The sequence below is a fragment of the Streptomyces sp. NPDC057287 genome (assembly GCF_042667905.1).
GTDB lineage: Bacteria > Actinomycetota > Actinomycetes > Streptomycetales > Streptomycetaceae > Streptomyces.
In genome coordinates this window covers 124,305-144,040 of record NZ_JBHUYV010000018.1, presented here as the reverse complement: position 1 = coordinate 144,040, position 19,736 = coordinate 124,305, and the positions used below count along the sequence as shown (strand labels likewise).

Here is a 19,736-nt window from a genome sequence, read left to right as displayed (position 1 = left end):
GCCGCAGTCGTGTGCGGTGCGGAAACGGTTGTGAAGGCGGAGCCCTGACGGGAAGGCAGCTGCCGCTCGAACATCCGGCGCTCCCCCCGAGGTTACTCAAAGGAGTCGGGAGGGGGGACGGAAAGATCCGCAACTTCACCATTTCGAGGGCACGTCAAGGGTTTATCTACGCGCGGAGCATCGTCTACCGAACGATCCTTCGGGCATATCAGACGACTTTCCCCGCGCCTATTACCGCCGGGTACCGGGAGCTGCTAAAAACGTGCTCGCCCCACGAACTCCCCACTCGTCCCCCACATTTCGAAGGGCTGGCAGACATGTCAGTACGAACCTTCCGGGCGTCCGTCCTCACCCTCGCGATGGCCGCCGTGGCCGCACTCGGCGTCGCACAACCAGCATCCGCCGCCGGCGGCAACTACGTCGCTCTCGGTGACTCCTACTCCTCCGGTGTCGGCGCCGGGAGCTACACCTCCGAGAGCGGCGACTGCAAGCGCAGCACCAACGCCTATCCCTACCTCTGGGCGAACGCGAACAGTCCGTCGTCCTTCACGTTCGTCGCCTGCTCGGGCGCCACGACGACATCCGTCTCCAGCGGCCAGCTGGGAGCGCTGAGTTCGTCGACCACGCTCGTCAGCCTCACGGCCGGTGGCAACGACGTCGGTTTCGCGGACGTCATGCAGACATGTGTCCTCCAGAGCGAGGCCACCTGTGTGAGCCGGGTGAACACGGCGGTCTCGCAGATGCAGAACTCGCTGCCGGGCAAGCTCGACTCCCTCTACGCCGGCATCCGTTCGCGTGCCCCGCAGGCCCATGTGGTGGTCCTGGGGTACCCGCGCTTCTACAAGCTGTCGGGCACCTGCATCGCCGGCCTCACGGAGACCGAACGCGGTTCGATCAACAACGCCTCGGACGTGCTGAACGGGGTGCTCGCCAAGCGGGCGGCCGACAGCGGGTTCACCTTCTCCGGCGTGGCGGACGAGTTCACCGGGCACGAGCTCTGCTCCGGTGACGCGTGGATCCACAGCGTGTCCATCCCGGTCACCAACTCGTACCACCCCAAGGCCGTCGGGCAGTCGAACGGATACCTGCCCGCCTTCAGGTCTGCGGCGTAACGCGCGTAGAGCGGATCGTGCGGTGGCGTCCCCGGTCCGGCCGGGGACGCCACCGCGCACCGAGGGAAAGACCCCCCGGGTGCCCGGGGTGCTGCCGGCCGCGTCCGGTTCGCTCCGGACTCAGTAACGCTCGACCAGGTGCTCCCGCCCTGCCGGGGACTCGTACGACTCGGGCCAGAAGTCCGTCACACCGGCGATCCTGCCGTCCGGGTCGAAGGTGAAGAAGTGGACGGCGCGCATCTCCTCCGCCCCGACGGTGACCAGCGTCCGGGCAGCGGCCTGCCTGCCCTCCCCGTCGGCCACGATCCGCTCGATCCGCACCTGCCGGTCGTGTGGGTACTGCCGATTGAGCTGGACGTAGCGCACCTTGCCGAGGACGCGCTCACGGCTCTGCGGCAGGTCGTACACCATGTCGTCGGCGAGGGTGGCGGCGAACGCGCTCCAGTCGCGGACGTCCGCAGCGGCGCAGTGCGCCTCGACGACGGCACGCACCTCGGCCGCCTCCCACGTGGCGCCGGCTCCGCCGGCCATCTCGGTCATGCTCCCGATTGTGACGCCCGCCACTGACAATCGGCCGGGGCGGCCGGTCAGCCGCCGACCGGCCGGGATGCCTTGACCGAGTACATCATCGGGATGCGCGGGCGGTCGGCCGGGAAGCGGTAGTAGCCGTCGGCGTGCCGAACCAGCGCCGGGTAGCGGGCGAACAGCGAAGCGTCGTGCTCGTGCAGGAACTCGATCCGCAGCCCCGCCGCCGCCAGTGCCGAGACGACCTCGCCCACGGGGTGCTGCCACTCGACGCTGCGGTTGTGGGACGTGGCGGCACCGGAATCGGCGTACGTGCCGGGCGACTCGTCCACCCAGGGATCAGGGCTGAAGTAGTCGTAAGTGATCGTCGAGCCGGTGTCGTCGTCCAGACAGCCGGTCAGCGGATGGAACTCCGCCAGGTAGAGGAACCCCCCGGGCGCGACCAGCGAGGCAGCGGTCTCCGCCCAACGGCGTATGTCCGGAAGCCAGTTCAGCGCACCCAGCCCGGTGTAGACGACGTCGTACGCGGTGTCCGGCACCGCCTGGGCCGCGTCGTAGACGTCGGAGGAGACGAACGCGGCCCGCTCCGGCGGCAGCCCCAGTGAGCGGGCCAGGCCGCGGGCGGTCTCGACGGCGGGCTCGGAGAAGTCGAGGCCTACGACGTGTGCGGCGCCGTGGCGCGCCCAGGAGAGGGTGTCGAGGCCTATGTGGCACTGCAGATGCAGCAGGGTCCGGCCCGTCACGTCACCGACCTCCGCGAGCTCGAAGCCGCGCAGGGCGTCCTTGCCCGCCAGGAAGGCGTCCAGGTCGTAGAAGTCGCTGGCCGCGTGGATGGCGACACGCTCGTCCCAGCGCGCGCGATTGACCTCGCGCCAGTCCTCGGGGGTCGATGAGTACATGCCGGAAAGTTACCCACAGGCTGGGGGTGCGTGCGAACAGTTATCCACAGGCCGCCCGGTCGTGCGGCCACATCGGGTTGGATGGGGTCATGAGCGACACAGAGAACAACCCGTCCGTCCCGGAGCGGGAGCAGGAGCCCCCGCAGTGGGAGCAGCGTTTCCGTGCCCCGCGGGTGTCCCTGCCCGACTGGGCGGAGGACGCTCCCGACCGCGCGCTCTTCGTCTCCAACGCGACCGGCACGTACGAGCTGTACGCCTGGGACCGGGCGACCGGGAAGCAGCGCCAGATCACGGACCGGCCCAACGGGACGACCGACGGAGTGCTGACACCTGACGGCCGGGCGGTCTGGTGGTTCGCCGACACCGACGGCGACGAGTTCGGCGTGTGGATGCGGCAGCCCTTCGACGGCGGGGCCGACGAGCCGGCCGCACCGGGCCTGGAAGCCTCCTACCCGGCCGGGCTCGCGATCGCCCGTGACGGCACGGCGGTGGTCGGCCGCTCGACGGACGAGGACGGCACGACCGTCCACCTGGTGCGCGCCGGGGCCGAGCCGGTCGAGATCTACTGGCACCGGGAGTCCGCCGGGGTGGGCGACCTCTCCCACGACGGGACGCTGATCGCGCTGGAACACACGGAGCACGGCGACGCGATGCACTCGGCGCTGCGGGTGGTGCGCCCCGACGGTTCGACGGTCGCCGAGCTGGACGACACCGAGGGCGGCACGAAGGAGCTCGGCCTGTCGGTGCTGGGCTTCGCCCCGGTCGCCGGTGACACCCGGCTGCTGGTCGCGCATCAGCGGCGCGGACGGTGGGAGCCGATGATCTGGGACCCGGTGGCGAAGACTCAGACCGACCTGCACGTCGATCTGCCCGGTGACGCGGGCGCGGAGTGGTATCCGGACGGATCCGCGCTGCTGATCGAGCACAGCTTCGAGGCCCGCGGTGAGCTGTGGCGGTACGAGCCGGGCGCCCCGGAGCCGATTCGGGTCGAGACCCCGGCCGGGACCGTGTCGGGCGCCACGGCCCGTCCGGACGGCACGGTCGAGTATCTGTGGTCGTCCGCCGCGGAGCCGCCCGTCGTGCGGTCCACTGCGGGCACCGTCGTCCTCGACCCGCCGGGTGCGAAGGCTCCGGCCTCGGTGCCGGTGCGGGACGCCTGGGTGGACGGTCCCGGAGGCCGCATCCACGCCCTGGTGCAGACGCCGGCCACCGGCGAAGGCCCGTTCCCCACGGTCTTCGAGATACACGGTGGCCCGACCTGGCACGACAGCGACGCCTTCGCGTCGGGGCCCGCCGCATGGGTCGACCACGGCTTCGCAGTCGTGCGGGTCAACTACCGCGGGTCGACGGGCTACGGCCGCGCCTGGACGGACGCGCTCAAGCACCGTGTCGGGCTGATCGAGCTGGAGGACGTCGCGGCCGTCCGGGACTGGGCGGTGGAGTCGGGGCTGTCGGACCCGGAGCGGCTGGTGCTGGCCGGCGGCTCGTGGGGCGGCTACCTGACCCTGCTCGGACTCGGTACACAGCCTGACGCCTGGGCCCTCGGGCTCGCGGCGGTCCCGGTCGCCGACTACGTCACCGCCTACCACGACGAGATGGAGGCCCTGAAGGCGATGGACCGCACGTTGCTCGGCGGGACACCGGAGGAGGTGCCCGAACGCTTCGAGGCCTCGTCCCCGCTGACCTACGTGGACGCCGTGCGCGCCCCGGTCTACATCTCCGCCGGCGTCAACGACCCACGCTGCCCCATCCGTCAGGTGGAAAACTACGTCGAGCGCCTCGTGGACCGCGGCGCGGTCCACGAGGTGTACCGCTACGACGCGGGACACGGCTCGCTGGTGGTGGAGGAGCGGATCAAGCAGGTGCGGCTGGAGCTGGAGTTCACGCTGCGCCACCTCGGTCCGGCGCGGGCCGGGGGCGCGGAGGACGGCCGGGAGGAGCGGAGCCCGCAGGCATAAGGTCCGGATAAACGGTGCACCCCGCTCCGGAGGCCCGGAGCGGGGAACCGTACCGTGGAGGGGTGTACCGGTTCCTGCTGACCCCGCGGTGGTGGGGGATCAACCTCTTCGTCGTGCTGGCCATCCCCGTCTGCGTGTTCATGGGCACGTGGCAGCTCAGCCGTTTCGAGGACCGCGTGCAGACGCACGAGAAGGCCGAGGAGCGTCCCGATCCGGGCACCCGCTCCCCGAAGCCCCTCGACGCGCTGCTGCCGGTGAGTACGGAGACGTCGGGGCGTCCGGCCGTGGCTACGGGGACGTACGCCGACCAGTTCCTGGTGCCCGGCCGCAAGCTGGACGACCGCAACGGCTTCTACGTACTGGACCTGCTGCGCACCGAAAGCGGCAAGGCGCTGCCCGTCGTACGCGGCTGGCTGGCCGGCGCCCCGGGCAGCGCCGAGGTCCCCGCGGCCCCGTCGGGCGAGGTCACCGTGACCGGCGATCTGCAGGCATCCGAGAACAGCGGGACGACCGGCGTGGACCTCAGCGGCGGGCTCCCCGAGGGCCAGCTGGGCATGATCAGCGCGGCCTCCCTGGTGAACCTCGTCCCGTACGACGTGTACGACGCCTGGGTGACCCTGCCCACGGCCGAAGCGGGCGCGGGCACGGCCGGGATGAAGCCGGTCCCCGCGGCGGCGGCACAGGGCAGCGGGCTCGACCTGAAGGCGTTCCAGAACCTCGGCTACACCGGCGAGTGGTTCGTGTTCGGCGGCTTCGTGCTCTTCATGTGGTTCCGGCTGGTGCGCCGCGAGGCGGAGGCCGCGCGCGACGTGCGGCTGGGACTCGCGGCCGACGCCGACTGACGCGCACGCGCACGCTCGCACCCCGGCATCCCGGCGTCCCGGCGCCCGGCGTCGCTGAGGCACCGGCACCGGCACGAACTGGTGGACACGCGGACTGACGACACACGGACTGACGGACACACGGACACGGGCAGGGGCCCGCGCGGAACTCACTGGCTCCGCGCGGGCCCCTGCCCGTGTCCGCATACACGTCCGGTCCGTACCGGCGTACGGTCCGCCTACCGCGTCGGGAGACGGGTCTGCACCGTCCGTCCCGGTCCGGGTCGGCGTACGACTACGAGGCGTCCAGGACACCCGTGCGGTAGATGGTGCCGGCGCACGCGTTGTCGATGGTGGTCGCCGCTGTCGGAGCCCCCTCCTCAGGGGTGTGCGTGACCGCGACACTGCCGTCCGCCGGGCCCTCGTCCGCACTGCCGAACTGCACCGCGGTGTCCGACGCCCCCGCGGCGGCCCCGGTTCCGTCTCCGCCGCCTCCGCCGCCCCCGTCGCCGTCCGTGGGCGTGGGGCTGGGCGAACCGCCGGTGGTCGAACAGGTGTCCGAGGGCACCCAGGCGAAGCGCACCTCGTACGTCATCGTCGGCTTCAGGAGCACCGTCCCCGGCTCCAGAGAGGGATCGGGCAGCCCTGCCGCGGGATCGCCGGCGGTGTGCTGCACCACCGTGATCTTCAACGGGTCGGCGGCGCCCGCCGCCTGGAAACCGACCGTGCCGTTGCTGGTCACCGAGCAGGCGTCGCCGGACACGTTGGCGATCCTGAAGGTCCCGTACACCGTGCCGTCCGCGCCGGGTGCGCCCGCATCGGCGGAGGCGACCCCGAGCTGGCCCGGGTCGCAGGCCGCGGTGGCGGCGGCCACGGAGTCCGGGTTGTCCTCCAGCCCTTCGGTGCCACTCCCCTCGGCACCCGGTTCCGAACCCTGCGACGGGGCCGCGGAGCCGCCGTCGCCGCCGTCGGCACCCTCGCTCTCACGTTCCGCGGGACCCGACGTCCTGCCGCCTCCGGCATCGGCGCCGGCGTCCTCGCCGCTGCCTCCCTGTGCCTGCTCGCCATGACCGGCGATGGCCGGGCTGGCGGTGGCGGAGCCCTCCGAATTCGCCACATGGACGAAGGCGGGCACCGCTGTCCCGATCAGCAGCGCGGCCGCCGCCGCGCCCACCACGCCCTGACGCCGCCTGGCGCGCCGGGCGGGCACCGCACGGTGAAGATGGTCGAGAGTGCCGTCGGAGGGTTCGAGCCCCTGGACGGCGCCCTGCAGCATGCGGCGCAGCGCGACCTCGTCCATGCCGTCGCCTCCGGAGCCTCCCCCGGTGCCGCCGGAGGCGCCGCCGCCCCCGAAGGCGCCGCCGCCCTTGCCTCCGAAGAGCTCGGTCAGCGTGCCGCCGCCGGCCCCACCGGAAGCCCCGCCCGGGCCGCGGCCGGAACCGCGGCCACCCGGAGCCTGAGCGTCGGAGCCGCGGCCGTCGGAGTCCGCACTCGGGGCGGCGGTCCCTGAGGCGGCGTCCGCGCCGTCGCCCGCGCTCTGATCCTGCTTCCGTTCACCGGCCTGCTCCGGATCGGTGTTCGGGTTGTTCTCCGGGTGGTTCACAATTTCGTTTCCAGTCCGGTCATCGTCGTGCCTGTGCTCGGGCCTGCTCATGCCTGCGCCTCCATCACCACGCGCAGTGCAGCAATCCCCCGGGAGCCGTACGCCTTCACCGAACCGAGCGATATGCCCAGCGTCTCCGCGACCTGGGCCTCCGTCATGTCCGAGAAGTAGCGCAGCACCAGCACCTCGCGCTGGCGGCGTTGCAGCCCCTTCATCGCCTTGATCAGCGCGTCCCGCTCCAGCTGGTCGTACGCGCCCTCCTCCGCACTGGCCATGTCGGGCATCGGCTTGGAGAGCAGCTTCAGCCCGAGAATGCGCCGGCGCAGCGCGGAACGGGACAGGTTGACCACGGTCTGGCGGAGGTACGCGAGTGTCTTCTCCGGCTCGCGCACCCGGTTACGCGCCGAGTGCACGCGGATGAACGCCTCCTGCACCACGTCCTCGCACGACGCGGTGTCGTCCAGAAGGAGCGCGGCGAGACCCAGCAGCGAGCGGTAGTGAGCGCGATAGGTCTCGGTGAGATGGTCGACCGTCGTTCCTGCCGCCACCGCCTCCTCAGCGCCCTCGCGCTGCGACGGCAGCCGGGTGGGTCGCGCAGCGGGCATGGGCGCAATCACCGGCATACCGCCGGCTGCGCGGGGCCTCCGGAGCGGACGCACCGAAGCGCCTCGCAACGGGCCCACCACTGTGATGTCGAGAACCTCTGCCACGCCAGTTGGACACGCTTCCCCCCGTCAGGGTTGTACGCGAACGGCACCGCGTTCGATGCTGTGCGACATGCCCTCATTCGTACCTGCTCTTCCCCAAATGCCCCGAAAACACATCCAGTCACGCAAGAAGTGACGACGTAGACGCATCGCATCCGCTCAGCGGTTGCGGAGGGCCAGGAGATCATCGTCGGATATGACAACGCCCCAGCTCAAGAGCTTCAGACCAGCAAATTACCCACAGGGCGCACACAGATCCTACAAAACAGATTCGATCAGGTACGAGGAAATTCCCCGGCCACCGACTCCGCGATCTGGGCCACGTTGAGAGCCGCACCTTTTCGCAGATTATCGCCGCAGATGAACATGTCGACGGCGTGCGGATCGTCCATCGACTGCCTCACCCGGCCCACCCAGGTCGGGTCGGTGCCGACCACGTCGGACGGTGTGGGGAAGTCACCGGCCGCGGGACTGTCGAAGAGCACCACCCCGGGCGCGGTCGCCAGGACCTCGTGCGCACGGTCCACCGCCACCTCGTTCTCGAAGCGCGCGTGCACGGACATGGAGTGCGTCGCCACGACGGGTACGTACACGCAGGTCGCCGTCACCTTCAGGTCCGGCAGGCCCAGGACCTTCCGGCACTCCTCGCGGATCGCCAGTTCCTCGGACGACCAGCCGTCCCCGGCATCCGTACCGGCCCACGGCACCACGTTCAACGCCACCGGGGCGGCGAAGGGGCTCTTGTCACCGTCGCCCAGCGCCCGCCGCACGTCCCCGGGGCGTGTGCCCAGCTCCGTGCCCGCCACCAGGGCGAGCTGTTCCCGGAGAGCGGCGACACCGTCCCGGCCAGCGCCGCTCACCGCCTGGTAGGACGAGACGATCAGCTCCCGCAGCCCGAATTCGGCGTGCAGCGCTCCGACCGCGACGATCAGCGACAGCGTCGTGCAGTTCGGGGACGCGACGATGCCGCGGGGCCTCAGCCGCGCGGCATGGGGGTTGATCTCCGGGACGACCAGAGGCACGTCGTCGTCCAGCCGGAAGGCGCCCGAGTCGTCCACGACCACGGCGCCCCGCGCGGCGGCGAGGGGTGCCCACTGCGCGGACACCTCGTCCGGCACCAGGAACAGGGCGACGTCCACCCCGTCGAACACGTCCTCGGCGAGCGGGAGGACCTCGGTCTCCTCACCGCGTACGACCAGCTTGGTGCCGGCCGCACGCGGCGACGCGATCAGCCTGACCTCGCCCCAGACGTCCTCGTGCTGCGAAAGGATCTGGAGCATGACGCCGCCGATCACCCCGGTCGCGCCGACGACCGCGAGTGAAGGGCGGCGCCCGGTCATCGGCCGGTGCCTCCGTAGACGACGGCCTCGTCGGAGTCGCTGTCGAGACCGAAGGCGGTGTGCACCGCGCGCACGGCCTCGTTGACGTCGTCGGCACGGGTGACCACCGAGATACGGATCTCCGACGTGGAGATCAGCTCGATGTTCACTCCGACGTTGGACAGGGCCTCGAAGAAGCCCGCGGTGACACCGGGGTTGGTCTTCATGCCCGCGCCGACGAGAGAGATCTTCGCGATCTGGTCGTCGTAGCGCAGGGAGTCGAACCCTATGCCGGCGCGTGCGCGCTCCAGGGCGTCGATGGCCTTGCGGCCCTCCGCCTTCGGCAGGGTGAACGTGATGTCCGTCAGCCCGGTCGATGCGGCGGAGACGTTCTGCACCACCATGTCCATGTTGATCTCGGCGTCCGCGATGGCGCGGAAGATCGCGGCGGCCTCGCCCGGCTTGTCGGGAACACCGACGACCGTGACCTTGGCCTCGGAGACGTCATGGGCGACTCCGGAGATGATGGCGTGCTCCACCTGCTGGTCCCCTTGCGGCTCGTTGCTGACCCAGGTGCCGCGCAGTCCGGAGAAGGACGAGCGGACGTGGATCGGGATGTTGTAACGGCGGGCGTACTCGACGCAACGGTGCAGCAGCACCTTGGAGCCGGAGGCCGCCAGCTCCAGCATGTCCTCGAAGGAGATCCAGTCGATCTTCCGGGCCTTCTTGACGACCCGGGGGTCGGCGGTGAAGACACCGTCCACATCGGTGTAGATCTCACAGACCTCCGCGTCCAGTGCGGCGGCCAGCGCGACGGCGGTCGTGTCCGACCCGCCACGACCGAGGGTCGTGATGTTCTTGCCCTCCTGGCTCACGCCCTGGAACCCGGCGACGATGGCGATGTTGCCCTCGTCGATCGAGGTCCGGATGCGGCCGGGCGTGACGTCTATGATGCGCGCTTTGTTGTGGACCGAGTCGGTGATGACACCGGCCTGGCTGCCCGTGAACGACTGGGCCTCGTGGCCCAGGTTTTTGATCGCCATGGCCAGCAGGGCCATGGAGATCCGCTCTCCGGCGGTCAGCAGCATGTCGAACTCACGCCCGGCAGGCATCGGGGATACCTGCTCGGCGAGATCGATCAACTCGTCCGTCGTGTCGCCCATCGCGGACACCACGACAACCACCTGGTTGCCGTTCTTCTTGGCGTCCACGACTCGCTTGGCGACACGCTTGATGCCTTCGGCATCGGCTACGGAGGAGCCTCCGTACTTCTGCACGACAAGGCCCACGTGCGCTCCTCGCTCAATAATGGTGCGGTCGGCTCAGTTTAACGAGCAGTCCGGAATCGACCCGTCGGTACCGGATGGTGAGATGTCCCGCCCACCACCTGGTACGGCGTGCCGCCCCGAACTGCTCGTAGCGGGCTGCTGCCCGCTCCCCCACACCGCACGCCTGTTTGTGTCCCAGGCCACAGCGGACGCAGCAGGTCACAGGCGATGCGGGGGGCAGAAGCACCAGGTCATCCCGAGCGCAGCCCCGGGGCCGTCACCCGCAGGGGCAGGCCCTACAGGACGGGCCGCAGGCCCAGCGGACCCGCGATCTCCTCGGCCATCACGCGCCCCGCCTCCTCCGCCAGGTCCCCGTCACCGGGGTCCTGGTCCGTGTCCAGGCCGTCGAGCTCCTGGAGCGGCTGGTTCAGCCGGATGTGGGCGATCAGGGACTGGAGGGCGCGCAGGGCGGCCGACGCGGTGGAGCCCCAGTTCGAGAAGTACGAGAACTGCCACCACCACATGGCCTCCGCCGTGCGGTCCGCCTCGTAGTGCGCCAGGCCGTGACCGAGGTCCGTGACCAGGTCGGCCAGGTCGTCGGAGATGCGGTGCGGCACGGGGGGCTTGCGGGGCTCGTACGGGTCGAAGACCTCGGAGTAGACGTCGATCGGCTCCAGGAGCTCGGCGAAGCGCTCGCGCAGCCCGTCGGCGTCCGGCTCCGGGCCCAGGTCCGGCTCGTAGCGCTCGTCCGGAAGGATGTCCTCGTACGCCCCGAGCCGGCCGCCGGCCAGGAGCAGCTGGGAGACCTGGAGGAGCAGGACCGGGACGGCCTCTTCGGGCTCCTCGGCCTTGGACACCTCGCCGACCGCGACGATGAACGTCTTGATCTGGTCCGCGATCTGGACGGCGAAGTCGTCCGGGTCCTGCGTGACGGAGTTCAGCGTGGCGTCAGACATCGAGGAGACCTCCCGTGGGCACGGTCGCGAACGGTGGGTAGAACATAGCGCCGCCGAACGTAAAGCCGCCGTCAGATGCCGGATCACACATCGAGCAGCCGCCTCCCCTCGAAGGCGCGGCCGAGAGTGACCTCGTCCGCGTACTCCAGGTCGCCGCCCACCGGCAGCCCGCTGGCCAGCCGTGTGACCCGCAGCCCCATCGGCTTGACCATCCGGGCGAGGTACGTCGCGGTGGCCTCGCCCTCCAGGTTGGGGTCCGTCGCGAGGATCAGCTCGGTGATGGAGCCGTCCGCGAGCCGGGCCAGCAGCTCCCTGATGCGCAGATCGTCGGGCCCGACGCCCTCGATCGGGCTGATCGCGCCGCCGAGCACGTGGTAGCGGCCCCGGAACTCTCGGGTCCGCTCGACCGCGACGACGTCCTTGGGCTCCTCGACCACACAGATGACCGTGCGGTCGCGGCGGGCGTCCCGGCAGATCCCGCACTGCTCCTGCTGGGCCACGTTGCCGCAGATCTCGCAGAAGCGGACCTTGTCCTTGACCTCGAGGAGGGCATGGGCCAGACGGCGTACGTCGGTGGGCTCCGCCTGCAGGACGTGGAAGGCGATCCGCTGCGCGCTCTTGGGACCGACGCCGGGCAGTCTGCCCAGCTCGTCGATCAGCTCCTGAACCACGCCTTCGTACAACGGAACGCCTCTCTCTTTTCCTGCTCGTACCGTATCCGGTACGAACAGGTAGCCACAGGGGTCAGAACGGGAGACCCGGCATGCCGCCCAGCCCCTGCGCCAGCGGGCCGAGCTTCTGCTGCTGGAGCTGCTGCGCGTTCTCGTTCGCCGCCTGGACGGCCGCGACCACGAGGTCGGCCAGCGTCTCGGTGTCCTCCGGGTCCACGGCGCCCGGGTCGATGACCAGGCCGCGGAGCTCGCCGGACCCGGTCACGGTGGCCTTCACGAGGCCGCCGCCCGCCTGTCCCTCGACCTCGGTCCTGGCCAGCTCCTCCTGGGCCTCGGCAAGGTCCTGCTGCATCTTCTGTGCCTGCTGGAGGAGCTGCTGCATGTCGGGCTGGCCACCACCGGGAATCACGGTCACTCCTGGCATTTCGTCGACGGATTGTTTCGGTATGCCGAGCCTACGTGCTCACCGGACGCGGCGCCCCACCCGCCGGGGACCAACTCTTTCGAGTGAGTTCTGAAAACTGCCTGCCGTGCTCCTATACCTGACCAGAGGCCGTGCACACCCGGGAATCCCGCGATTTCGACCCCGCGGCCCACCATTCGGCGGTAGGAAGAGCATGCGTATCCGTACCCGTACGCACACTGAAGGTAACGCAGAGTTACACGGGTGAGGGCCCCGGTCATATGCCGGTCCCGCCCTCTTCGTGACCGAGAACCGTGCCGATCCGCGTCGACAAGCGCCGAACGCTGAGTGCAGAGGAGTGCCCCGGTGAGCCAGCCGGAGATGCAGCCCGAAGGGCCGCCCCGCAAGGAGTCCGGCGCGGGATCCGGTGCAGGCACCGGAACCGATCGGTCCGGTTCGCGCTACGGTTCGAGCCCCCGGGACCTGACCGGCCGCGCCTTCCCGCTCGGCGACTGGGGCGAACCCGCCGAGCGGCTCGACGAGCTCTACCGCTGGGTCGAGGCCGGCGCCCTGGAGACCGCCGACTGGTATCTGCGCGACCGGGTGCGCAAGCGGCGCACGGCCAGGGTGCTCCGGCTCGGCACGGCGGCGGGAGTGGTCGCCGGCGCCGCCCTCCCGCTGCTGGACCTGACCGGGGAGCTGCACGGGTCGGCCGGCTGGGGCTATCTCTCGCTGCTGCTGGGCGCCGCCTGCATGGCGTGCGACCGGTACTTCGGACTGACCTCCGGCTGGATAAGGAACCTCGCGACGGCACAGGCCGTGCAGAGGCGTCTGCAGGTGCTGCAGTTCGACTGGTCGTCCGAGTGCGTCCGGGAGGTGCTGGGACCGACGGAGGGCACCGCCAGCGAGGCCGCGGAGCGGTGCCTGGGGGTGCTGCGACGGTTCTCGGAGGACATCACCGAGCTCGTCCGCATGGAGACGGCCGACTGGATGGTGGAGTTCCGGGCCGGGCCCGCGCCCATGGGGATGCAGTCACTGGTCTCGGGCGGGCCCGGCGGGCGCCCCGAGCAGGGATCCCTGCCCGGCCGGCTCACCATGCCCTCGGTGGCCCGGCCGAACATGCCGCGCCAGCGGCCGCCGGAGCCGCCCCGGTGAGACCGGGGCGGGGCCGGGCGCGGTCGGCGGGGCCGGGCGCGGTCGGCGGGCCTTGGCGGATACGCGGGTCGCGGCGGCGCGGCCGGTCAGCTGAAGATGATCATCGAGCCCTGCGCGAGGCTGCGGGTGGCCGCCGCGTGCAGGCCCAGCCAGACGTGCCGCTCCCGGGCGAAGGGATTGTCGTCGTACGGGACCGGGGCGGCCGGCTCCTCCAGCGAGGTCGGACCGGCGGGGGGCAGCGGGGCGGCCGGCGGGTTGGCCGGGTCGATGCCGATGGACGGGGCGACGAACTCCAGCTCCCTCAGCAGCCCGTGGGAGGATCCCAGCGGGCCGCCGCCCTCCAGGAGCTGGTCGTCGGAGAGCGGATGGGGGAAGTCCAGGGGGACGTACGCCCCGGCGTGGTCGTAGTGCCAGACGAGGTGCGACGCCTGTGCGCTCTGCTCGAACATCTCCAGCAACTGCTCGTAGTCCCCGCCCAGCTCGTCGACCGGGGTGACGGCGAGGCCGCTCAGCTGGAGCAGGTAGGCGCGGCGCAGGAAGTGCAGGGCGTCGTAGTCGAAGCCGGCGACCGGGGCGACGTCCCCGGTGAGTCCCGGCATGTATGCGTAGACGGGCACGGGCGGCAGCCCCGCCTCGGTCAACGCCTTGTCGTAGACGGCGATCTCTTCGGCGAACGGGTTGTCGGGGCTGTGGCACAGCACATCGACGAGGGGGACCAGCCACAGGTCACAGGCCACGAAGTCTCGCTCTCCAACGGGTTCGTGCGATGGTCGGGACAGCGTAATGCGGCCGGGACCCCGCGCACAGGGTGCGGGCCGGTACGCGCTCTGCGGCGGTCGCGCACCGGCCGCCCGCGGACCGGTGCGCGGCCCGGTCCCAGGGGCCACGCGGCCCGGTACGCCGCTCAGCTCACCCCGCGGCAGCGGGAGGAGCGGCCCCGTCGTACCGCTCAGCCGTGACCCGGGTGCGGAGGGTTCCCGGCGGCCAGCCGGTCCGCCCAGTTCAGCCCGTGCGTGTAGTAGGCGTCCAGCACCGCACGCACGGCGGGCCCGTCGGCGGCCGTGATCGCCTCCACCAGTTCCGGGTGGCCGTTCCAGAGCCAGTCGCGCACGTCGTCGCCGTCCCCGCGCAGATACGGGACGGCGAAGGCCCAGGCCTGCATCCGCAGCCGTTGCAGGAACTCGTTGATGTAGGTGTTGCCGATGACCGCGCCGAGCTCCCGCCAGAACCTCAGGTCGTAGCCGATCAGGATGTCGAGGTCGCCGCTGCGCGCCGCGCGTGCGGCCTCCTCGGCCCGGCGGCGTACGGAGACGAGGGCGGCCCGGTGGGCACCGATGACGGCGGGCGCGGTTCCGGTTCCGTCGAAGATGCCCCGGAACACCCCGTCTATGACCAGGGCGCGCGCCTCCACCATCGACCGGTAGTCGGCGACACTGAACTCGCGCACCCGGAAGCCGCGGTGCTGGTCCGATTCGAGCAGGCCCTGCGCGGAGAGGTCGAAGAGCGCTTCGCGGACGGGCGTCGCGGACACACCGTACTGTTCGGCGATCTGCTTGACGGTGAACTCCACCCGTGGCTGCAGACGCCCCGCGAGCACCTCGTCACGCAGTGCGTCGGCGATCTGCTGCCGCAGCGTGCTGCGGGTCACGCCTCCGCTCGCACCCATGACGCCCCCTCCCGTTCTCGGCTTGGGTCACCATAAGCCAGGCCCGTGCCCGGTTCCGGGCACGGGGGAGGGCGCCGGGTCCGATGCTGTCTACACGGTGTGTTCGTCGGCGACCGAGAGGGCCGCGTCCAGGGCCGCAAGGCCCTCCTTCGCCTCGGCCTCGGTGATGTTGCAGGCGGGCACGACGTGGGTGCGGTTCATGTTGATGAAGGGCCAGAGGCCGTTCCGCTTGCAGGCCGCGCCGAAGGCCGCCATGGGGGCGTTCGCCTCGCCGGTCGCGTTGTACGGGACCAGGGGCTCACGCGTCTCCCTGTCCCGGACCAGCTCCAGCGCCCAGAAAGCGCCGAGCCCCCGCACCTCACCGACGGACGGGTGGCGCTCGGCGAGCTCACGCAGCCCGGGGCCGAGCACGTGCTCGCCGAGGTGTGCGGCGCCCTCGACGATCCGCTCCTCCTCCATGGCCTTGATCGTGGCGACGGCGGCGGCGCAGGCGAGCGGGTGACCTGAGTAGGTGAGTCCGCCCGGGTAGGGGCGGGTCTCGAAGGTGGCGGCGATCTCGGCACTGATGGCGACGCCGCCGAGCGGCACGTATCCGGAGTTGACGCCCTTCGCGAAGGTCATCAGGTCCGGCACGACCTCGTCGTGGTCGGCGGCGAACCACTTCCCGGTGCGTCCGAAGCCGGCCATGACCTCGTCCAGCACGAAGACGATCCCGTACCTGTCGCAGATCTCGCGGACACCCGCGAGGTAGCCGGGCGGCGGCGTCATGATGCCCGCCGTGCCGGGGATCGTCTCCAGGACCACGGCGGCGACCGTGGCCGGGCCCTCGAAGGCCAGCGTGTCCTCGAGGTGCTGGAGCGCGCGGGCGCACTCCTCGGCCTCCGTCTGCGCGTAGAACGGCGAGCGGTAGAGGAACGGCGCCCAGAAGCGGACGACGCCCGCCGCGCCGGTGTCGGACGCCCAGCGGCGGGGGTCACCGGTGAGGTTGATCGCGGTCGCGGTGGCGCCGTGGTACGAGCGGTAGGCGGAGAGCGCCTTCGGGCGTCCGGTGTGCAGCCGGGCCATGCGCACGGCGTTCTCGACGGCCTCGGCACCGCCGTTGGTGAAGAAGATCTTGTCCAGGTCGCCGGGGGTGCGCTCGGCGATGAGGCGCGCCGCCTCCGAACGCGCCTCGACGGCGAAGGCGGGGGCGAACGTGGTCAGCCTGCCCGCCTGCTCCTGGATGGCGGCGACGACGGCGGGGTGCTGGTAGCCGATGTTGGTGAAGACGAGACCGCTGGTGAAGTCCAGGTAGCGGTTGCCGTCGTAGTCCCAGAAGTACGCCCCCTCGGCGCCCGCGACGGCGAGCGGGTCGATCAGGCCCTGGGCGGACCAGGAGTGGAACACGTGCGCGCGGTCGGCGGCCTTCACGGCCGCGCCCGCTGCCGGGTCGACGTACGGGGGGCGAGGGGCGTCGGAGTTCATGCGGCGAGCGTATGCGGCGGTGGCGCCGTCCTCCATGGCCACTGTGTATGGCAGGGGCCGCCCGGCTCGGCAGGCTGTCGGGTTCCCGCACGGAAAAGAAGAACCATTGACAGAAAGCTGTCATCATGACAGTCTCCTGTCATCAGGTCCCGTGCTACGCCACCGGAGGTCACCATGACCGGCACGACCGTTCACCTGGCCGTCTACGACACCTTCGCCGACTGGGAGCCGGGCTTCGCCACGGCACAGCTCACCCAGCACGGCCACACCGTGCGCACCGTCGGCCTCACCACCGCGCCCGTCACCACGATGGGCGGGATGAGCGTCCGGCCCGACCTCGCGCTCGACGCGCTGGATCCCGGCGACAGCGCTCTGCTCGTCCTCACCGGCGCCTCCCTCTGGGACACCGGCGACGCTCTCGCCCCCTTCACCCGTGCGGCGCGAACCTTCCTGGAGGCCGGTGTGCCCGTGGCGGCCATCTGCGGGGCGACCGCTGGACTGGCGCGCGAGGGCCTGCTCGACGCCCGCCCCCACACGAGTGCGGTGTCCTTCTATCTCGCCGCCACGGGATACGCGGGCGGTGCGCACTACGTCGACGCCGACGCGGTGACGGACTCGGGCGGGGAGTCACTGGGCGCTCTCGTCACGGCGGGCCCGACCGAGCCGGTCGCCTTCGCCCGCGAGATCTTCGGCCTGCTCGGGGTGTTCGAGCCGGAGAAGCTGGACGCCTGGTACCGGCTCTTCCACGACTCGGACGCGAGCGCGTACGAGGTGCTCCAGGGATGAGCGGGACGAACACCGGGCCCGCCACCGGAAGCGACCGGCGCACGGATCCCACGCCCACGGAGCCCACCGAGCCCACCGAGCCCACCGAGCCCACCGAGAACGGTGCCCGGTTGAGCCGCACCGCGATCGGGGTGTTCCGGCTCAACGGCCGCTTCCTGTCGGTCGCCGAGGAGTTGGCCGGGCCCGCCGGGCTCACCGCCGCCCGGTGGCAGGTCCTCGGAGCGGTCCTGGCGGAGCCGCTCCCCGTCTCGGGGATCGCCCGCTCGATGGGGATCACCCGGCAGAGCGTGCAGCGGATCGCCGACCTGCTGGTGGAACAGGGCCTCGGCGAATACGTCGCGAACCCGGCCCACCGGCGGGCCAAGCTGCTCCGGGCCACCGCGGACGGCCGGGCGGCGGTGAGCCGGATAGACCCCGCCCACGCGGAGTTCGCGGCACGGCTGGCCGGGGAGCTGGGCGAGGAGCAGTTCGCGCGGACCGTCCAGGTGCTGGAGCGGCTGTCGGCGGCCATGGACGTCCTGGCGTCCCCGGACGGCCGGGGACAGCGTCCCTCGCCGTCCGCCCGCCCGCCGGAATCATCCGGGGGCTGAGAGCGGCCTCCGGGGCATGCCCGCCGCTATTCTCGACCCACGGTCCGCCATGGCCGTACGGGGGAGGAAGCGCACCATGGAGAAGCTGGGCTCCGGCGATCCGCAACGCATCGGGAGCTACCGCCTGCTGGGACGCCTCGGCGCCGGCGGGATGGGGCAGGTGTTCCTGGCCCGCTCGGACCGGGGCCGCACCGTCGCCATCAAGCTGGTGCGCCCCGAGCTCGCCCAGCAGCAGCACTTCAGAGACCGCTTCCGGGCGGAGGTCCGGGCCGCCCGGCGCGTGGGCGGCGTCTGGACCGCGCCGGTGCTGGACGCCGGGGTGGACGACGCGGTGCCGTGGGTGGCCACGGGTTACGTCGCCGGCCCCTCGCTCCACCGCATCGTCTCGGGGCGCCCGGGCGACCCGGTGGCCGGATCCGGGGCGTACGGCCCGCTCCCCGAGCGCTCCGTCCGCATCCTGGGGGCCGGGCTCGCGGGGGCCCTCCAGGACATCCACGCTGCCGGACTGGTCCACCGCGACCTGAAGCCGTCCAACGTCCTGATGACGATCGACGGACCCCGGGTCATCGACTTCGGCATCGCCCGAGCCCTGGACACGGTCGCCGACGGCGGCCTCACCCGCACCGGTGCGATGATCGGCTCACCCGGTTTCATGGCGCCCGAGCAGGTGCGGGGGGAGCGTGTGACGCCCGCCTGCGACGTGTTCTGCCTCGGTTCGGTACTGGCCTACGCGGCGACCGGCCGGCTGCCGTTCGGCGCGGCGGACAGCGGGGCCCACGCGCTGATGTTCCGGATCGCCCAGGAGGACCCGGACCTCACCGGCGTACCCGTCGACCTGGTCGAACTGATCCGGGAATGCCTGGCGAAGGACCCGGCCGCGCGGCCGTCCACGGACGCCGTCCTGGAGCGCCTGGGCGACACGGACACGGAGGAGCCGTGGCTGCCGGGCGCGCTGATCGCCCAGTTGGGCCGGCACGCCGTGGAGCTCCTGGACTCCGAGGACCCGGAGGAGCGCGGCCCCGCCGAGGTCCCTCAGCGGGCGCGGCCCGCGGCCCTGCCGCCGGCCTCCGCGCGGCCGGCGCCTCCCACTCCGGGGCCTCCCACGCCGGGGCGTCCCCCGGGCGCCGCGCACACGCACCCGACGCCGGCCGGCCGGCCCGCTCCGGCGCCGCCGCACCCCTACGGCTACCCTCGACAGCCCGCCCGCCCCTACGGATACGGGCCCACTCCCCCGTACGGGCCGCCGCCCCAGGGCCACTTCGGCACGCCCCCGCCCGGGCGCAGCCGCAGGACCGGCTCCACCCTGCTGCTGGCCGCCGCCGCACTGCTCGTCGCGGTGGGGGCGGGCTGGGGGGTCTACGCGTTCATGCAGAGCGGGGACGGCGGCCCCACGGCGTCTCGGGGCGGCGGCTCTCCCTCCGGCGCCCGCTCCTCCGAGAACGGCACGGGGCCCGACGGCACGAGCTCCGACGGCACCGTCCCGTCCGGCTTCCTGGGCACCTGGTCCGGGGCCGTCGAGGGCGGCGCCGGGGCCTCCACCCGTCAACTCGTCGTCCGACAGGGTGAGGTGGGCGAAGCCGTGCTGTCCCTGACCGCCGAGGGCCCGCTCGACTCGGGCGGCTCCTACCACTGCGTGTTCGTGGCCGATCTGGAGAGCGAGCCGGCCTCGGACGGGCCCGTGCGCATCGGCTCCTCCAGGGTCACGGAGGGCGAACCGATGGCGTCGTGCACCCCGGGCGAGCCCACCGTCCTGACGCTGCTGCCCGACGGCACCCTTCGGCGTGAGATCACGGCCACCGGCCAGAGCCTGACGTACACGAAGACCGGCTGAGC

The 19,736-nt window shown here is 71.7% G+C and carries 19 protein-coding genes; 7 read left to right on the top strand and 12 right to left on the bottom strand.

All coding sequences use genetic code 11. The annotated features are described in order from the left end of the window. Nucleotides 1-317 precede the first annotated feature (317 nt). Nucleotides 318-1,112, top strand: coding sequence for an SGNH/GDSL hydrolase family protein (locus ACFUNE_RS29715; protein ID WP_383574379.1), 795 nt, complete (start codon nt 318-320; stop codon nt 1,110-1,112). A 120-nt stretch (nt 1,113-1,232) separates the two neighbouring features. Here ACFUNE_RS29715 and ACFUNE_RS29710 read toward each other — a convergent pair whose 3' ends face one another. Both ACFUNE_RS29710 and ACFUNE_RS29705 read right to left on the bottom strand, forming a co-directional pair. Next, nucleotides 1,233-1,643, bottom strand: coding sequence for a nuclear transport factor 2 family protein (locus ACFUNE_RS29710; protein ID WP_383574430.1), 411 nt, complete (start codon nt 1,641-1,643; stop codon nt 1,233-1,235). 56 nt (nt 1,644-1,699) lie between these two features. Next, nucleotides 1,700-2,536, bottom strand: coding sequence for a class I SAM-dependent methyltransferase (locus tag ACFUNE_RS29705; RefSeq protein WP_383574377.1), 837 nt, complete (start codon nt 2,534-2,536; stop codon nt 1,700-1,702). Between the two features lie 89 nt (nt 2,537-2,625). Here ACFUNE_RS29705 and ACFUNE_RS29700 point away from each other — a divergent pair, with 89 nt between their 5' ends. Both ACFUNE_RS29700 and ACFUNE_RS29695 read left to right on the top strand, forming a co-directional pair. Next, entirely contained in the window at nt 2,626-4,494 is a 1,869-nt protein-coding gene (locus ACFUNE_RS29700; protein ID WP_383574375.1) for a S9 family peptidase, read from the top strand. A 62-nt stretch (nt 4,495-4,556) separates the two neighbouring features. Then, complete coding sequence (locus ACFUNE_RS29695; RefSeq protein ID WP_383574373.1) at nt 4,557-5,336, top strand: SURF1 family protein; 780 nt, start codon at nt 4,557-4,559, stop codon at nt 5,334-5,336. A 274-nt stretch (nt 5,337-5,610) separates the two neighbouring features. On the opposite strand, the gene ACFUNE_RS29690 is transcribed toward ACFUNE_RS29695, so the two are convergent. From ACFUNE_RS29690 to ACFUNE_RS29660, 7 genes are all read right to left on the bottom strand, one after another. Next, nucleotides 5,611-6,969 (bottom strand): hypothetical protein, encoded by a 1,359-nt coding sequence (locus ACFUNE_RS29690; protein WP_383574371.1) that lies wholly within the window; start codon nt 6,967-6,969, stop codon nt 5,611-5,613. Then, complete coding sequence (locus tag ACFUNE_RS29685; RefSeq protein WP_383574369.1) at nt 6,966-7,541, bottom strand: SigE family RNA polymerase sigma factor; 576 nt, start codon at nt 7,539-7,541, stop codon at nt 6,966-6,968. Before ACFUNE_RS29685 ends, ACFUNE_RS29690 begins: the two co-directional genes overlap by 4 nt. Nucleotides 7,542-7,900: 359 nt before the next feature. After that, entirely contained in the window at nt 7,901-8,965 is a 1,065-nt protein-coding gene (locus ACFUNE_RS29680) for an aspartate-semialdehyde dehydrogenase (RefSeq protein WP_383574367.1), read from the bottom strand. Then, nucleotides 8,962-10,233: an aspartate kinase gene (locus ACFUNE_RS29675; RefSeq protein WP_329230358.1), complete on the bottom strand. Its 1,272-nt coding sequence runs from the start codon at nt 10,231-10,233 to the stop codon at nt 8,962-8,964. The genes ACFUNE_RS29680 and ACFUNE_RS29675 overlap by 4 nt, the downstream gene beginning before the upstream one ends. 275 nt (nt 10,234-10,508) lie before the next feature. Further along, nucleotides 10,509-11,168, bottom strand: coding sequence for a DUF5063 domain-containing protein (locus ACFUNE_RS29670; protein WP_073750343.1), 660 nt, complete (start codon nt 11,166-11,168; stop codon nt 10,509-10,511). 83 nt (nt 11,169-11,251) lie between these two features. Beyond that, nucleotides 11,252-11,851, bottom strand: coding sequence for a recombination mediator RecR (gene recR / locus ACFUNE_RS29665; protein WP_383574365.1), 600 nt, complete (start codon nt 11,849-11,851; stop codon nt 11,252-11,254). A gap of 61 nt (nt 11,852-11,912) precedes the next feature. Continuing rightward, nucleotides 11,913-12,248, bottom strand: coding sequence for a YbaB/EbfC family nucleoid-associated protein (locus ACFUNE_RS29660; protein WP_383574363.1), 336 nt, complete (start codon nt 12,246-12,248; stop codon nt 11,913-11,915). A 360-nt stretch (nt 12,249-12,608) separates the two neighbouring features. On the opposite strand from ACFUNE_RS29660, the gene ACFUNE_RS29655 reads away from it, so the two are divergent. Beyond that, entirely contained in the window at nt 12,609-13,397 is a 789-nt protein-coding gene (locus tag ACFUNE_RS29655) for an SLATT domain-containing protein (protein WP_383574361.1), read from the top strand. A gap of 86 nt (nt 13,398-13,483) precedes the next feature. Here ACFUNE_RS29655 and ACFUNE_RS29650 read toward each other — a convergent pair whose 3' ends face one another. The 3 genes from ACFUNE_RS29650 to ACFUNE_RS29640 all read right to left on the bottom strand — a co-directional run bounded on the left by ACFUNE_RS29650 (nt 13,484) and on the right by ACFUNE_RS29640 (nt 16,527). Next, on the bottom strand, nt 13,484-14,134 hold the full coding sequence (locus ACFUNE_RS29650; RefSeq protein ID WP_383574359.1) for a hypothetical protein: 651 nt from the start codon (nt 14,132-14,134) through the stop codon (nt 13,484-13,486). A gap of 212 nt (nt 14,135-14,346) precedes the next feature. Then, nucleotides 14,347-15,063, bottom strand: coding sequence for a GntR family transcriptional regulator (locus ACFUNE_RS29645; RefSeq protein WP_383574357.1), 717 nt, complete (start codon nt 15,061-15,063; stop codon nt 14,347-14,349). A 90-nt stretch (nt 15,064-15,153) separates the two neighbouring features. Then, a complete protein-coding gene (locus ACFUNE_RS29640) occupies nt 15,154-16,527 on the bottom strand; it encodes an aspartate aminotransferase family protein (RefSeq protein ID WP_383574355.1) in 1,374 nt (457 codons plus the stop codon). Between the two features lie 174 nt (nt 16,528-16,701). Here ACFUNE_RS29640 and ACFUNE_RS29635 point away from each other — a divergent pair, with 174 nt between their 5' ends. From ACFUNE_RS29635 to ACFUNE_RS29625, 3 genes are all read left to right on the top strand, one after another. Then, complete coding sequence (locus ACFUNE_RS29635; protein WP_383574353.1) at nt 16,702-17,313, top strand: DJ-1/PfpI family protein; 612 nt, start codon at nt 16,702-16,704, stop codon at nt 17,311-17,313. After that, nucleotides 17,310-17,903, top strand: a complete 594-nt coding sequence (locus ACFUNE_RS29630) for a MarR family winged helix-turn-helix transcriptional regulator (protein ID WP_383574351.1) — start codon at nt 17,310-17,312, stop codon at nt 17,901-17,903. Before ACFUNE_RS29635 ends, ACFUNE_RS29630 begins: the two co-directional genes overlap by 4 nt. 76 nt (nt 17,904-17,979) lie before the next feature. After that, nucleotides 17,980-19,734: a serine/threonine-protein kinase gene (locus ACFUNE_RS29625; RefSeq protein ID WP_383574349.1), complete on the top strand. Its 1,755-nt coding sequence runs from the start codon at nt 17,980-17,982 to the stop codon at nt 19,732-19,734. Nucleotides 19,735-19,736: the final 2 nt, after the last annotated feature.

Bases quoted from the DNA above. Each gene is read 5' to 3' on its own strand.
- ACFUNE_RS29715 (WP_383574379.1), top strand. From the start codon at position 318: ATGTCAGTACGAACCTTCCGGGCGTCCGTCCTCACCCTCGCGATGGCC.
- ACFUNE_RS29710 (WP_383574430.1), bottom strand. From the start codon at position 1,643: ATGGCCGGCGGAGCCGGCGCCACGTGGGAGGCGGCCGAGGTGCGTGCC.
- ACFUNE_RS29705 (WP_383574377.1), bottom strand. From the start codon at position 2,536: ATGTACTCATCGACCCCCGAGGACTGGCGCGAGGTCAATCGCGCGCGC.
- ACFUNE_RS29700 (WP_383574375.1), top strand. From the start codon at position 2,626: ATGAGCGACACAGAGAACAACCCGTCCGTCCCGGAGCGGGAGCAGGAG.
- ACFUNE_RS29690 (WP_383574371.1), bottom strand. From the start codon at position 6,969: ATGAGCAGGCCCGAGCACAGGCACGACGATGACCGGACTGGAAACGAA.
- ACFUNE_RS29685 (WP_383574369.1), bottom strand. From the start codon at position 7,541: ATGCCGGTGATTGCGCCCATGCCCGCTGCGCGACCCACCCGGCTGCCG.
- ACFUNE_RS29680 (WP_383574367.1), bottom strand. From the start codon at position 8,965: ATGACCGGGCGCCGCCCTTCACTCGCGGTCGTCGGCGCGACCGGGGTG.
- ACFUNE_RS29670 (WP_073750343.1), bottom strand. From the start codon at position 11,168: ATGTCTGACGCCACGCTGAACTCCGTCACGCAGGACCCGGACGACTTC.
- ACFUNE_RS29645 (WP_383574357.1), bottom strand. From the start codon at position 15,063: ATGGGTGCGAGCGGAGGCGTGACCCGCAGCACGCTGCGGCAGCAGATC.
- ACFUNE_RS29640 (WP_383574355.1), bottom strand. From the start codon at position 16,527: ATGAACTCCGACGCCCCTCGCCCCCCGTACGTCGACCCGGCAGCGGGC.
- ACFUNE_RS29635 (WP_383574353.1), top strand. From the start codon at position 16,702: ATGACCGGCACGACCGTTCACCTGGCCGTCTACGACACCTTCGCCGAC.
- ACFUNE_RS29630 (WP_383574351.1), top strand. From the start codon at position 17,310: ATGAGCGGGACGAACACCGGGCCCGCCACCGGAAGCGACCGGCGCACG.
- ACFUNE_RS29625 (WP_383574349.1), top strand. From the start codon at position 17,980: ATGGAGAAGCTGGGCTCCGGCGATCCGCAACGCATCGGGAGCTACCGC.